This window comes from Leptospira inadai serovar Lyme str. 10 (assembly GCF_000243675.2).
In the GTDB taxonomy this organism is placed as follows: domain Bacteria; phylum Spirochaetota; class Leptospiria; order Leptospirales; family Leptospiraceae; genus Leptospira_B; species Leptospira_B inadai.
Genome location: NZ_AHMM02000015.1, coordinates 743,281 through 757,832, shown reverse-complemented (window position 1 = coordinate 757,832; position 14,552 = coordinate 743,281). Strand labels below are relative to the sequence as shown.

Below are 14,552 nucleotides of genomic sequence, written 5' to 3'. Positions count from 1 at the left end.
AATATATTTATAATATACTAAGGTTGGATTTTTGCTGGAGGAGAATCGGATTCCGTTTTTAAACCGAACCGTAAATCGGATGGAATAGTTCAAAATTCTCAATATTTTAGCATGCGATCTGAAAAATAAACTGAAGATGGAATTTTTGGCCAAACGTAAATTCGGAAAAGACAGGACGGATCGTTTTTCTATTTTCTATGACTCTTTAAATGTCTTTCTTTTTTCAGAGGACCGGATGCTCGGGCATTCGTGCATGTCTCTTCCTTGCGATTCGAATTCGAGAATTTAAAACGTGAATCCTGATTTTGTAGAGGGCAATTTCGATGAATGAAACGATACGGCAATTCTTCCTATCCGATCAATCGGCGCCCTTCCTAGACAGCTCATACGATCCCGGACTGATCGTCCTCTCTATCTTAGTCGCGATTTTTTCCTCCTATATCGCTCTTCGGATGGTCGGGCAACCCCTTCCGGAAAGCATTTCCCCCGCAAGCAGGTTTCTGATTCTGTTTGCAGCCGGCATTGCCTTGGGATGCGGAGTCTGGTCCATGCATTTCATCGGGATGCTCTCCTTCAAACTCTGTACGAACGTGACTTATGACCGCACTCTTACGATCGTTTCCGTTCTCCCGAGTATCGTGGCGTCCATGGTCGCCTTGACCTACGTAAGTCGCTCTAAGCTTCGAATCCAGGAGTTAATTATCGGAGGTGTTCTTGTCGGTTCCGGAATCGGATCCATGCATTATACCGGAATGGCTGCTATGCGCATGAACGCTTCCCTTCGATACGATCCTTGGATCTTCGCGCTGTCCATACTAGTCGCAGTCGTACTCTCTATTCTTTCGCTTTGGATCCGTTTCGGACTCCAAAGCCTCCGACTAACTTCGCATTGGCCCACGCTAATATCGGGCTCCGTTATGGGCATCGCAATTTCAGGAATGCATTATACGGGAATGGCTGCAGCCCGTTTTATCGGAGTTCAGGAAACCGTTACCCCGAATAACCAAACCGACCCGATGTTTCTTGCTCTGGCAGTATCCGTCATCACGATCGGTTTCACGCTATTTACCTTCGCAGTGAACGCTTTCTTTATGTACCGGAAGCTAGTGAATAATCTAAAGGAAAGCGAAGCCCGAATGAGGGCGATCATTTCCACAGCAGTGGACGGAGTGATTACGATCGATACTCGCGGGAGAATCATCGATTTCAATAAATCTGCGGAACGCATCTTCGGATATACGAATTCGGAACTCTTGGGAAAGAATATCCAGGAACTCATGCCGGAACCGTATCATTCGGGACAAGGCGCCATTCTAAAGAATTATATCAGAACCGGAACGACGAAAATCATCGGAACGGGTAGAGAAGCCTTGGGACGAAGAAAGGACGGCTCTATTTTTCCGGCTCGGTTGGCGATCGGCCACGTAAAGCTGCCCAGAGAGGTGCTATTCGTAAGTTTCGTAACGGATATCAGCGAAAGAAAAATGATCGAAACCGCACTCAAACAAAGCGAGCAGCAGGTACGATCCCTTATCCAAAACATACCCGGAATCACGTATCGATGCCTCTTAAACGAAGATTGGACCACTCTATACATGAGCGACGCGGTCGAATCTATGACGGGCTATCCCGTTTCGGAATTTTTGCCTCCGAATCCGATCCGATCCTACAAGGACATCATCCACCCGCAGGACCAGGTCGCCGTTTACCAAGCGGTTCAGGAAGCCGTACGGGAAAAAAGAGCCTTCGCATTGGAGTACAGAATTATCCATAGAAACGGAGAGATCAGATGGTTTTGGGAAAACGGCAGTGCGATCAGCGGAAGTAGCGGCGACATACTTTTTCTGGAAGGAGTCATCCTGGATATCACGGAAAGGCACAATATGGAAGAAGACTTGCGGACTTCTAAAGAAAAGGCCGAGCTCGCTTCCGTAACCAAAACTTCCTTCCTGGCGAATATGAGCCACGAAATCAGGACTCCAATGAACTCCATTCTAGGATTTACGGAAGTGTTACTTTCCGGAAAATTGGGGAAGGACCAAAGAACCCATCTCGAAACCGTAAAAGCTTCCGCAAAATCTCTATTAAGACTTTTGAATGATATCCTAAACACCGCTAAGCTCGAAAAAGGCGCCGTCGAACTCGAGTCCGTAGGCTTCTCTCTTTTTAGGCTTATCGGGGAGCTTAAATCCTTTTTAGGAATAAGCGCGATCAAAAAGCGCTTGGATTTCGAGGTAATCCAAGATCCGGAGCTATCCGAATTCTATCGAGGGGATTCCCTTCGGATCCGTCAGATCCTCATCAACCTGATAGGAAACGCGATCAAATTCACCGACAAAGGGAAGGTGACTCTCAGGATCGAGAAATCGGGAAATGAACTTCATTTTTCCGTAATAGACACCGGCATAGGAATCCGAGCGGATCGACTGGACAAAATTTTCGAACCGTTTACTCAGGCGGACGTCTCCACGACCAGACGATTCGGAGGAACCGGACTAGGAACGACTATCTGCAAGCAATTGACCGAACTCATGGGAGGAAAGATCTGGGCTGAAAGTAGATTAGGAGAAGGAAGCACATTTCATGTCCTCATTCCCCTACGGAAAATCGACGGCCCTAAAACGGAAATCAAAAAGTCCGTCCGCCGAAATATTCCCTCTTTGAACATTCTGGTCGTGGATGATATCGAACAGAATACCGAGTTAGTCGAATTGCTTTTGAAAAACGAAGGACACAGGGTTTCCTCAGCTTACAACGGAGAGGAGGCATTTAACAAAGTGCAATCCGATAAATTCGACCTGATACTGATGGACGTTCAGATGCCCGTATTGGACGGGCTGCAGGCAACCAGGGTCATACGACACTATGAGATAGAAGAAAACGTACCGAGAATTCCTATTCTAGCCCTAACGGCGAGCGTCTTCGAAGAAGATAGGAACTCCGCCAAAGATGCGGGAATGGACGGTTTTATATCCAAGCCGATCGATTTCAACCAGATGATGGAGGAAATCACCAGAGTGATGAATCTTTCCGGCGCGATTACGCCGAGTCCTTCTAAAGTGGCCAAAAACGGAACCGGATCATCATCGAATTCCGAACGCGCCGAGGAGCTAATCCGACTTCTTTTCGATTCTTTTCAGAAAGGCGCGATCGAGGACAGGGATATCGACGAACTTATTTCTCTCCTCTCCGGTGAAATCGAGGAGACTAAGCTCGAGGAGTTAGTTACGAAAATCGAGCAATTCGAATTCGAAGCCGCCCAAAGAATCTTGCAAGAACTGACTCGATCTCTCGGAATCACAGGAGTATAACCAAGAATGAATCCTATCGTCGACTCCAGGCCGAAAATTCTGATCGTGGATGACGAGGCTTCGAATCTTCAGGTACTACGGCAAATTCTTCAAGAAGATTACAAACTGATATTCGCTAAGGATGGAGCGAAAGCAGTCGAACTAGCCTTGTCCGAAAAACCGAATTTGATCCTTCTGGATGTGATGATGCCCGGAATGACCGGGCACGAAGTCTGTAAGATCCTAAGAGCGGATTCGAAGAGTTCCCGAATTCCGATTATCTTCGTGACTGCGATGGTGGATGAGGAAGACGAAGCGGGGGGATTCGAAGCGGGAGCCGTGGATTATATCGCGAAACCGGTCAGTCCTTCGATAGTAAAGGCAAGAGTCCGGACTCATCTATCGTTGGTTCGTAACGAAGAGTTAAGGGAAACGCGATTGCAAATCATCCAACGATTGGGTCTCGCGGCGGAGTATAAGGACAACGAGACCGGACTGCACGTCATCCGAATGAGTCACTACTCCAGAACTCTTTCTTTGGCATTGGGATTCTCCGCGGAATGTGCCGAAGATATTCTGAATGCGTCCCCCATGCATGATATCGGAAAAATCGGAATCCCGGATGGGATATTACAAAAACCGGGTAAACTAACTCCGGAAGAATGGGAGATCATGAAAAAACATCCCACTATCGGCGCCGAAATCATAGGAGATCATAACTCCACTCTACTCCAATTGGCCAAGAGTATCGCCCAAAACCATCATGAAAAATGGGACGGCTCCGGCTATCCGAACGGATTGAAAGGAGAGCAGATACCGATAGAAGGGAGAATCGTCGCCTTAGCGGACGTATTCGATGCATTGACTACGGAAAGGCCCTATAAAAAGGCGTGGGAAATTCCGGACGCCATACGGTACATCACGTCGGAGTCGGGAAAACATTTCGATCCATCTATCGTACCCGTCTTTTTGGATCAGATGCCGGAAATTCTGAAAATCAAGGAGCGCTGGGCGGAGAAATAGGGAGACCAGAGACTATGCAATTAGATGCCGTTTCGAGCTTTTAAATTTTCTTTAGGTAAACAAACATAGAATGTAGTCCCGAGCCCTTCCTGACTTTCAAGCCAAATCTTTCCCTGATGTTTTTCTACAATCGTCTTAACAATCCACATTCCTAAGCCGACGGTTTTTTCACCCAGCATCCCTTTTCTACGAGCTTTAGAATACTTATCGAAGACATATTCCTTTAATTTTTCGGGAATTCCGATGCCCGTATCCTTGATCTCGAGCCATACTTTTCCTTTCTCTTCAAAAGAATTGATTTCGATCTTTCCCGATTCCTCCGTGAATTTCAGCGAATTCGTTATTAAATTTTCTAGAACACGGGCGAACCTATCCCGATCGATCATAGCGGAGAGGTCCGGAGGATGCACCGTAATTTTTATTTCTATCTGCTTTTCGGAAGCTTGGTATCGAAACGGTGAAAGAACCCGTACCACATACGGATCAAGTTTAGTAATCTCCTTCGTCAAAGAGAATTCATCGCTCTCGATTTGAGATAATTCTAATAATTCTCGGATTAATTTTTCGGCTCTCGTGCAAGCTTCTTGGGCATACGTAAGAGTTTCCCTGTTTTTAGCGGAGATATCCGGTATTCTTTCCTTTAGAAGATCCAAAGACATTTGTATTATATTGAGCGGATTCCTAATATCATGCGCGATCGTGGCCATAATCACATCTTTACTTTCATTCAAGCGTTCGAGTTTTTGTTCCCGCGTTTTTAATTCTTTAATGATCGGTCGAAATATGAATAGAAACTCGGCGGTAAGTAATAGTAACGAAACGGAGGCTAATAATATTTCGACCACCTCAAGCCGACGGACACGGGCTTGAGATTCTTTCTCCAATTTATCCACGATAGAATCCATGAGAGGTAGATACGCTTCCTCATTCTTGAAAATTTCCGAAATCGCCCCGCGTATCTGAGAACTCTTTTCAAGACGTAAAATGGAAACGTACAATCCGTTTTGATAAGGAGCAATCTCGTCGAAGAGCGTAGATATTTCCGTCGAGCCATTCGCCGGTAAACCGAGTTCCGCATCTCCTCGTTGAAGCCCCGAATGCGTACGATTCCAAATTTCGGCTTCCTTTTTTAATTCGATAAAATTCCTAGGATCAGTCATCGACATCAGGGCGAGTTTAGTAATTCGTTGGCTAAGCATCCGCTGCTTTCCCGCAACATTAATAATTAATGCATCCTTCCGAACCTCGGCTAAAAGTGTATGAATGATAACTTGATTTATAATTATCAAGACCGCTACTAAAACGATGGCCAAAACATACAGGCGCGTTTCCGTCAGTCTACCTACGTATGGCTTTTTCATAATAATCCTTGGATTTTAATGGCCAAGAAATAGAAAGAAAGTATTTTTTTCCTAACTACGTAATTTGGTTAATTCAGGAAAATGGCATAAAGGTAGTTTCCGTTGTCCGGGGAGGACATTGTCCCGGATCTAAATCCGGCACTTCGAAGCTTTCCTTTAGTTAAACGGAATCTTATTCAATCGTATCGGATTCTTCGATTGCTTAAATTCTTTGCAGGTTCATCGATTTAAAAGCAATCCTTATTCACCGAATCCTAATTTCGACTCTCCTCCGCTTGCAGAAGACGAAGATTGTGTCCGAGTCTGAGGATCGCCACCTTCGGAACAACACTTTCCCGGGAAGTCACATTCCTGAGCGACATCTCTAACATAAAACTAAATGTCTCTCATGGCAAAGTAAGGAAGCCGCGATGTCGTCCGCAGCTTCAACCTTCGATACCGAGTATTTCTTTTGGCTTTCCGTACAAGCACCGGCGTATTTGCGCGGGAAGAAAATGGCTGAAAACCCGCGACCAAAAAAATTTTTAGAAACATAGCAAATTTTGCCAAAGACGGCAATCACTTCGCATCCGTGCTCGCTTTACCATACCGACTGCCCTAAAACCCTCGTTTAAGATCTAGCGATAAACGACATTGCTTTACTTACGTCTACCGCAAGCCTGATTTAATCCATTGCCGACTCGCCTCGTTATTTTTCCGTTTGGGAATCCGTTCTAGCCAATCGTATCTATACCGCAAGTCAGAGGATACTATCGCGATCGATTTCAATACTACGGTCGAAATGATTGGAACGGAATTTACGCAAACGAAAGTCTTGCCATAAAACTAATCGGGTCGGTGTTATTATAAATTCGGATTTACAATTGAATCGGTTTCCCATCGATATCTCCGATCTTACGTCGCATAACAGCAATATTTCTGGACATTTTCAAAGTAATAATCGTAAACTAACATTCAATACCGCTCATCGACAGCCGCAAACGAATGCAGACTATTCCCCATTTTCTAAGAGTTTCGATTCTTTTTCCGATTCTTCTGATATTCGGATGTAATTTGCAGTCGCAGCGACCGCAAGATTCGAAGAATTCTTGCAAAGCGTATAATTTTCAAATCTGGATAGATCCTTCCTCTAACACCAGCCCCTACGAGGCGTTCCAGCATCCGTTCGAACAATTGAATCAACAATTTCTGGATCTGGATTTTACCCGCGCAACCGTTTGGCTAAAGGCATCGGGTAAGCCGTCGAACTCCGGCGAACGATGCTATATCATTTTAGAATGGCCAACTTTGACAAAGGCGGAGTTTTTCGCATTGGACGAATCCGGTCGATCCGACTTGAGAGGACGAGCTGGGGCGATTTTACCGAGAAGTGAATGGGCAATTCCTTGGATCGACTATCCGAGTTTTCCGATTTTAGGAGAAAAAGAAATACTGATCCGCATAAATACCCGGTCTTTAATGCGCTTCCCGATCGCGATTCGCTCCGAGACGGAAATGCGGGAGCAACTGGATCGGCGAGTATTGTATACCTCCTTATACGCCGGCTTTATGGCGGCGGTTTGTTTGTTCGCTCTCTTTTTCTTCTTTGTTTTACGCGATCAAATTTATCTTTTGTACGGAGGATATCTTTTTTCCGTAGCGATCAATTTTAGCTTTTTGTATTCTTCCGCACCGCGAATACTCTGGCCCGAATTTCCGTTTTGGCAAACCCACGGTCTTTTTTTTACGCAGGCTATCGCGCTCTATTTCGCGGTGGCTTTTTTTCGCGAATTCGTGGACCTACGGATGCACTTTCCGAAATTAGACAAAATCGCAATCGCCCTACTCGTTTTTGCAATCGTTTCCGCATTCGGATCCTTTATCTCGAATTGGAATGTCTTTTTTTCCCGGATTTTTTCCGTCGTCTACCTGTTTTGGATTCCTGCGCTTCTAACCATCACCGTTCGGTTGCTCTTAAATAATCAAAAGCACTTGCTGATTTTTGCAATCACATGGGGAACTTTTTATTCTGCGGCATTTCTCTATATACTATGGGTAACGCGTATCGTTCCTCCCTTCCCTTTCTTTTTTTATGCTTTAGTTTGGTTCCTTCCCTTTGAAGCGATATTTTTCGCTGCAAGTATTTATCAAAGATATAGGAGTATCGATTCGACCCGAAAGAGACTCGAATTAGAAATGAAGGCGGCATTGGATCGTTTAGCGGAATTCTCCGTTCCACCGCCGCAAACAAGCAACGATTCGTCAAAAAAGGAAATCGGAAAGTATCGTCGAAGCAAAATTCATAACATGAATGTCGAAGAAATTTTACATAATATTGAACGGTTATTCGTCACGGAAATGATCTATCTGGACGAGGACCTTTCTCTCGGTTCCCTATCTCACAGACTTGGTTTGACTCCCCATCAGCTTTCCGAAATTTGCAATACGCATTTGAAAACTACGTTTCCTCGACTCCTCTCGTATTATAGAATTCAACATGCGATGAAGTTGCTCAGAAATTTCCGTGAATGGAACATTTTGCAAGTCGCCTACGAATCCGGCTTTAAATCGAAGGCCGCTTTCAATTCGGACTTCAAACGGTTTACGGGGATAACCCCGAAGCAATTTCGCTTATCACAATTTGATGCATTCTGAGAATTTTTAAGGCTAAAAAACCCGTTCGGGCAGAACAAAACATATCGGTTTCATCTCCGCGAATGAATCATGCTTGCCGAAGAAAGCTTCGGACAAATTATTATAAATATTAATAATTTATAAAATATTAAAATAACTAAATAATCAAAATCAGCGAATTCCTTTCGAACTTACCTGCGAAGGGCGAAGATTTCAAAAAGACCCTTTTTCGCTGATACTTTCCGACGAGACTTATTTTTCCATGTTTCGCAAACTATTTAGAGCTGCTAAAACGTGTCGGGAATTTAAAGAAAATAATTATTTCTCCATATCAAAATCATTTTTACTCTCATTCTCATCAGAATGGTTTTCAAGTAGTTTCGGGACAAGCTCTTAGATTCCGTCTACGATCTTGGAGTTCTCCCGGTCTAGCGACATGGAAATGCAGGAAAGAAAGATAAAAGCGGCGGCAGATCCCGTAAATCCCCGATACGATTTAAGAATTTCAAAAGAACGCAACCGAACTTAGCCGAAAGACAAATAAGTCCCAGCTACGTTCCTGCTACGGAACCGCGCTTCTCATTTATAGTAATTCATCCTAAAAATCGATAGAATCGAGAATAAATTCGGCCAGAATTATAATCCAAGTCGACCGATCGAATATTCTGGGGCAGAATTACAGTTCTAGGAAATTTTCATGAATTGGATCATCCATAAATGCCGACAATTTTGCATTTGGCGGGTAACGATTCGATATTCTTTAGTTTCATTGATTCTTTCTTTTTTATTCGGGTTGTCTTGCAAGTCCCCCGCTACGAATCCATGCGACCGGTCTAGCAAGGATTTCCTGGAGATCGCCCTACTAAAATCCGCAATCAGCGATCAAATTCCGACCTGTACTTCTCTTTCCTTAGGCCAAACGAGTCCGATTTTCTACGTAACCAATTTCAATTCGAATTCCATCACTTTCTTTACTGGAAGTACCGGAAACTATCTTTTCGGGACGTTTGCAAATTCGACGTTTACGACCGGATCAAATCCGAAATCTGTCGCAGTAAATCCGACAGGGCGGATCGTATACGTGGCAAATAACAGTAGTGCGACGGTGACGTATTTCAATGCAACCACCGGCGCTTATACCAACGGGACTCTCGCTAATTCCAGTTTTACGACGGGATCTATTCCGGAGGGAGTAACCGTGAATCCAACTGCGAATATTTTATACGTGGTAAATAACGGGACCACCACGGTGACTTATTTCAATGCAACCACCGGCGCTTATTTAAACGGGACTTTCGCCAATTCCAGTTTTACGACAGGATCTAATCCGGTCGGAGTAGCCGTGAATCCAACAGCGAATATTTTATACGTGGCAAATCTCAATAGTTCGACGGTGACGTATTTCAATGCAACCACCGGCGCTTATTTAAACGGGACTCTCGCTAATTCCAGTTTTACGACAGGATCTACTCCTTACGAAGTAGCCGTAAATCCAAGTGCAAATATTTTATATGTTGTAAATAATTCTGCCAATACGGTGACTTATTTCAATGCAACCACCGGTGCTTACTTAAACGGGGCTCTCGCCAATTCCAGTTTTACGACAGGATCTAGTCCGGTTAGACCAGTCGTGAATCCAACAGCGAATATTTTATACGTGGCAAATAACAGCAGTTCGACGGTGACGTATTTCAACGCGACTACCGGCGCATATTTAAACGGGACTCTCGCCAATTCCAGTTTCACTGCCGGTACGAATCCTCGAGGAGTCGCATTTAGCGCTGCGATGAATGCGGTTTATGTTACCAATCAAGGATCGAACACAGTTACCGTTTTTAATGCGATAACAGGCGCTTATTTTTACGGAACATTGGCAAATTCAAGCTTTGCTACGGGATCGACTCCGATCGGAGTAGCGGTTAGTCAATAGCCTCTCGGCTCGCAGAGGATGATTTAATCGTCAAAATAGATTCGTACCGACTCTTCATTTCATTTTCCAGCGCCTAAGTTTGGTATGATACGATCGTTATCCAACCGTGGGCTTACTTTGATCGCTTACGTTTCGTCTTACTCTTAGGCGGGAAAGGCTTCTTATATTTTGGACCATTCGAAATTGTACTTGAATACGAATCTGGTCGAGAATGATATTGACCCCTTTTTGATCGAAAAAAAAAATTGACCTCTCTGGGTTGTCCGGAAGAAGAGATTGGTAATGCAGGATAGAATTCTTTAGTTCAAAATGCGAACGTTTCCAGGAATGGATCCGTCTGCGTATTGGAAGGATTTATTCGAATCATAGGAAAGGGAGCCAAAACAATATTCCCTCCTAGACTTTCCGCAATTCTAAAGGAAGCTGTTTTACTAGGCGTTTACCCTAAAAATCGATAGAATCGGGAATAAATTCGACCAGAATTATAATCCAAGTCGACCGATTGAATATTCTAAGACAGAATTATCGGTCTTGGGGGCCTTCATGAGTTTGATGATCCATAAATGCCGACAGTTTTGCATTTGGCGGGTAACGATTCAATATTATTTAATTCCACTGATCCTTTCTTTTATCTGCGGATCGTCTTGTAAATCCCCCGCCGCGAATCCTTGCGACCGGTATAGCAAGGATTTCCTGGAGATCGCCCTACTAAAATCCGTAATCAGCGATCAAATCCCGACCTGTACTTCTCTTTCCTTAGGTGGAACGGGTCCGGTTTATTTCTACGTAGCCAATTACAATTCCAATTCTATAACTTTCTTTAATGGAAACACCGGAAACTATCTTTTAGGGACGCTTACAAATTCAACGTTTACGACCGGAACAAATCCGGCAGCCGTCGCAGTAAATCCGACTGGACCGATCGTGTATGTGGCCAATTACGGATCAGGTTCCGTCAACTACTTCAATGGAATCACCGGCGCGTATCTAAATGGAACTCTTGCAAATTCGACGTTTACTACAGGAACATACACGCAGGGAATTGCATTCAAATCGAATACCAATTTGATTTATGCCGCGAATAGCGGGTCCAATACGGTAACCTATCTGAATGCGGCAACGGGGGCTTACTTGAACGGCAGTCTCGCAAGTGCAAGTTTTACGACAGCATCCTATCCATTTTACGTTGCGGCAAACCCTTCCGCAAATCTGATCTATGTAACTAATAATAATGTGAGCACCGTGACCTACTTCGACGCCACAACCGGTGCGTATCTAAATGGAACTCTTGCCGCTTCAAGCTTTACGACGGGAGGAGGTGTATCCGGAGTAGCCGTGAATCCAACTGCGAATATTTTATACGTGGCAAATAACGGGGCCACCACGGTGACGTATTTTAATGCAACCACCGGCGCTTATCTAAACGGGACTCTCGCCAGTTCCAGTTTTGCGACCGGGAATAGCCCGGTCGGAGTAGCCGTAAATCCGACCGCGAATATTTTGTACGTTACGAATTATTTTGGCAATACAGTGACTTATTTTAATGCAACCACCGGTGCTTATCTGAACGGGACTCTTGCTAATTCCAGTTTTGCAACCGGTACGAATCCTAAAGGCGTCGCCGTTAGCGCCGCGATGAATGCGGTTTATGTGACGAATCAAGGATCGAACACAGTTACCGTTTTTAACGCGATCACAGGCGCTTATTTTTACGGAACGTTTGCTAATTCAAGCTTCGCTACCGGCTCGGGCCCGTACGCAGTAGCGGTCAGTCAATAGATCTCGGCGAAGGCATTTTTTCGAACTTCGGCAGTGTGGGATCGGTATGGTCCCAAGCATAACCGCGCGCACCGTATGTCACAGCCTGAGGTTTGTATCGACGCGGATCATCAAGACTTGTAGCATGCACCGTAAATAGTTCCGGCATTGCGGCAAACGTCATATACACGGGAGAGCCGCACTTTGGACAAAAGCCGCTAGTCTTGGTATTGCCGCTGTCGCCAAGCATGTTAAACCGCGTTGCTTCGCCGGTAAGCTTTACGGCTGCCCGAGATGGAAACGTCAGATAGGACCCATGGCCGGTGCCGCTCATTCGTTGGCAGTCTCGGCACTGACAATCGTTCATAAATATCGGTTCGTCGGAAATATCGTAACGAATCGCGCCGCAAGCACATCCGCCCGAATAGGGATGATCCATATTTGTTCTCCATCTGAAAGTTTTAAAAAAATCGAATGCTCAGCGTCTCAAAATATTAGGCCGCCGAAATGTTCCGTGATAGAGCGCGACCTGACTCCAAGAATGTTTTGAGATTCGAAAGAATCATAGGCCAACCCCTGGAGATTCCCGCATGCATTTGAGGGTCTAAATCCTCGTGGGTAACAACCAAACGAACCAGACCATTCCCATGAGACTCGATATCGAATATTACCCGCGAATGTTTTAATTCTTCTTCAACCTCGCTCGGTCTCGCCCAGGAAAGAACTAGGCGATTCGGAGGATTGCTTTCGACAACCTTTCCGACGATGTCGACCGTTCTTGCATCATCGATACGCTCATGCCTCCATTCCGAACCAGGCTCCCATGTTGAAACGTTTTCGTGTGCCGGTTTATCACTGGTTGGATCAAACCAATATTGGCGCGTTACTTCCGTATCGATTAATGCGTTCCATATCCTTTCCGGTGTGCTAGCGATGTACGTGACATAGACGAAATTAGGTTTCTCCATCGTTTTCTCCTTCGAGTTGCTCTTTCAAGTCGTGCAAAAATCGTAAGCGATTTTGTTCAAATTTTCTAACCCAACGTTCATAGACCTCGTAAATCGGAACGGGATTAATAAAGTGAAGTTTTTCTCGGCCCCTCCAAACTACCGTTACCAAAATCGCATCGATTAGGATGTCAATATGTTGGGTCGCCGATTGCCGCTGCATATCAAGGTGTTCGCAGAGAGCCGAAAGCGGTTGGCCATTATTGGCATAAAGTAGATCGAGAACTTTCCGTCGGTTCGGGTCAGCCAGCGCTTTGAACACCTTGTCAACCCCTCTCATTTCTTTCGGCATACAGGAGAATTATGCAGGCAAATACCTGCATGTCAACGAAAATTTCAAGGATAGGTTTCAGGAATGGACGAAAAAAGAGCGTATACCTCCAGAGGTCAGAGGACTGAGGACTGACGCGTTCGCTTTGCTCACGCTAGACAGAAGCTGCCCGATCTCGGAAAAGTTAAAGAAGTAGAGGGAAGATCCCCTGTAACACAGGAATTTCTTGAAGAACATGGAATCTTCGTTCATCGATGTTCAGTCTTCAGTCTTCAGTCCTCTGTCCTCTGTCCTCTGTAAGAGCTCTAACAATAATTTATCGAGCTCCTGGCAGCATGCTGCCCAACCCTCGACCATACCGGTTTCGAGCACCATCTTACGCACTTCGGCTGAAGAAAATTTACATACGTGCGTCATGAGGGTTCCATCGCCTTTCGTTGTGAAGGTGCGCGACTCGACGGTAGCATTCGGATCTTCGGGGGCATTCGGATTGAAAGCTGACATGTCCGTGGCGTAATTCTCGGTATTTGCTACCTTCTCTGGTACGATCACTTCCCGAAATGTTCCAAAGACGCAAAATTCGTTTTCATTCGAATCTACATAGACAAATAGGTATTTGCCGCCGACCTTAAGATCGACCTCGCAAGTTTCAAGCACTGAACCCTCGGGGCCAATCAGCCATCGACGCATCAGCTCGGGCTTGGTGTGGCAATCAAATACCAATTTGCGCGGTGCGGAGAAGTAGCGTGTGAGCACGGCTTCCGTTTCTCCTCGAAGCTCTATCTTCAATTCTTTTTGGTCTGCTTTCATGTTTGTTGGTCTCCTATTGTTTGCATGGCCTTCAATTCTTCGAGTAGCCCGTCGAGCACCTGGTAGCGCTTCTCCCACATCTGGCGGTATTTCTCGATCCAATCCGTGGCTCTTTTAAGCGGGGCAGTTTCCAGTCGTCGTGGGCGAGCCTGCGCGCGGATCGCAGTTGAGACAAGACCGGCCTGCTCCAAAACTTTGAGGTGGCGGGAAATGGCCGGTTGGCTCATTTTAAAGGGTTTAGCAAGCTCCCCGACCGTTAATTCGCCTTTTGCGAGACGCATCAGTATCGCGCGGCGAGTGGAATCGGCGAGGGCTGCGAAGGTGGAGTCGAGCTGGTTCATAGTTAGTTTATTATATAAATATACAGCTATATAATGAAATATATCAATCATTTTTCTTTTTTTTCGACAAAGATCCGGCGATTTTCCCTCTTGCAAGACTCGAGATTTTCTAAGCATGCGGGTCGGAGGCGATTAACCCGAGAAGATA

Annotated in this window: 11 protein-coding genes; 5 read left to right on the top strand and 6 right to left on the bottom strand. The window is 45.3% G+C overall.

Annotated elements, in window-relative coordinates:
• Positions 1–323 precede the first annotated feature (323 nt).
• Positions 324–3,311 (top strand): MHYT domain-containing protein, encoded by a 2,988-nt coding sequence (locus tag LEP1GSC047_RS07260; RefSeq protein ID WP_010411079.1) that lies wholly within the window; start codon positions 324–326, stop codon positions 3,309–3,311.
• 6 nt (positions 3,312–3,317) lie between these two features.
• Positions 3,318–4,313 (top strand): response regulator, encoded by a 996-nt coding sequence (locus tag LEP1GSC047_RS07255; RefSeq protein ID WP_010411083.1) that lies wholly within the window; start codon positions 3,318–3,320, stop codon positions 4,311–4,313.
• 20 nt (positions 4,314–4,333) lie between these two features.
• Here the strand turns inward: LEP1GSC047_RS07255 and LEP1GSC047_RS07250 are convergent, their stop codons facing one another.
• Positions 4,334–5,674: an ATP-binding protein gene (locus LEP1GSC047_RS07250; protein ID WP_020988470.1), complete on the bottom strand. Its 1,341-nt coding sequence runs from the start codon at positions 5,672–5,674 to the stop codon at positions 4,334–4,336.
• A 984-nt stretch (positions 5,675–6,658) separates the two neighbouring features.
• On the opposite strand from LEP1GSC047_RS07250, the gene LEP1GSC047_RS07245 reads away from it, so the two are divergent.
• From LEP1GSC047_RS07245 to LEP1GSC047_RS07230, 3 genes are all read left to right on the top strand, one after another.
• Positions 6,659–8,308: a 7TM diverse intracellular signaling domain-containing protein gene (locus tag LEP1GSC047_RS07245; RefSeq protein WP_010411087.1), complete on the top strand. Its 1,650-nt coding sequence runs from the start codon at positions 6,659–6,661 to the stop codon at positions 8,306–8,308.
• A gap of 676 nt (positions 8,309–8,984) precedes the next feature.
• Entirely contained in the window at positions 8,985–10,217 is a 1,233-nt protein-coding gene (locus tag LEP1GSC047_RS07240; RefSeq protein ID WP_010411092.1) for a lactonase family protein, read from the top strand.
• A 543-nt stretch (positions 10,218–10,760) separates the two neighbouring features.
• Complete coding sequence (locus LEP1GSC047_RS07230) at positions 10,761–11,996, top strand: lactonase family protein (RefSeq protein ID WP_010411093.1); 1,236 nt, start codon at positions 10,761–10,763, stop codon at positions 11,994–11,996.
• Here the strand turns inward: LEP1GSC047_RS07230 and LEP1GSC047_RS07225 are convergent.
• The 5 genes from LEP1GSC047_RS07225 to LEP1GSC047_RS07205 all read right to left on the bottom strand — a co-directional run bounded on the left by LEP1GSC047_RS07225 (position 11,986) and on the right by LEP1GSC047_RS07205 (position 14,404).
• Complete coding sequence (locus tag LEP1GSC047_RS07225; protein ID WP_010411095.1) at positions 11,986–12,414, bottom strand: GFA family protein; 429 nt, start codon at positions 12,412–12,414, stop codon at positions 11,986–11,988. The two genes, LEP1GSC047_RS07230 and LEP1GSC047_RS07225, sit on opposite strands and share 11 nt — an antisense overlap.
• A gap of 55 nt (positions 12,415–12,469) precedes the next feature.
• Positions 12,470–12,943, bottom strand: coding sequence for an SRPBCC family protein (locus LEP1GSC047_RS07220; protein ID WP_010411096.1), 474 nt, complete (start codon positions 12,941–12,943; stop codon positions 12,470–12,472).
• On the bottom strand, positions 12,930–13,274 hold the full coding sequence (locus tag LEP1GSC047_RS07215) for an ArsR/SmtB family transcription factor (RefSeq protein WP_010411099.1): 345 nt from the start codon (positions 13,272–13,274) through the stop codon (positions 12,930–12,932). Before LEP1GSC047_RS07215 ends, LEP1GSC047_RS07220 begins: the two co-directional genes overlap by 14 nt.
• Positions 13,275–13,511: 237 nt before the next feature.
• Positions 13,512–14,063, bottom strand: coding sequence for an SRPBCC domain-containing protein (locus LEP1GSC047_RS07210; protein ID WP_010411101.1), 552 nt, complete (start codon positions 14,061–14,063; stop codon positions 13,512–13,514).
• A complete protein-coding gene (locus tag LEP1GSC047_RS07205; RefSeq protein ID WP_039934400.1) occupies positions 14,060–14,404 on the bottom strand; it encodes an ArsR/SmtB family transcription factor in 345 nt (114 codons plus the stop codon). The genes LEP1GSC047_RS07210 and LEP1GSC047_RS07205 overlap by 4 nt, the downstream gene beginning before the upstream one ends.
• Positions 14,405–14,552: the final 148 nt, after the last annotated feature.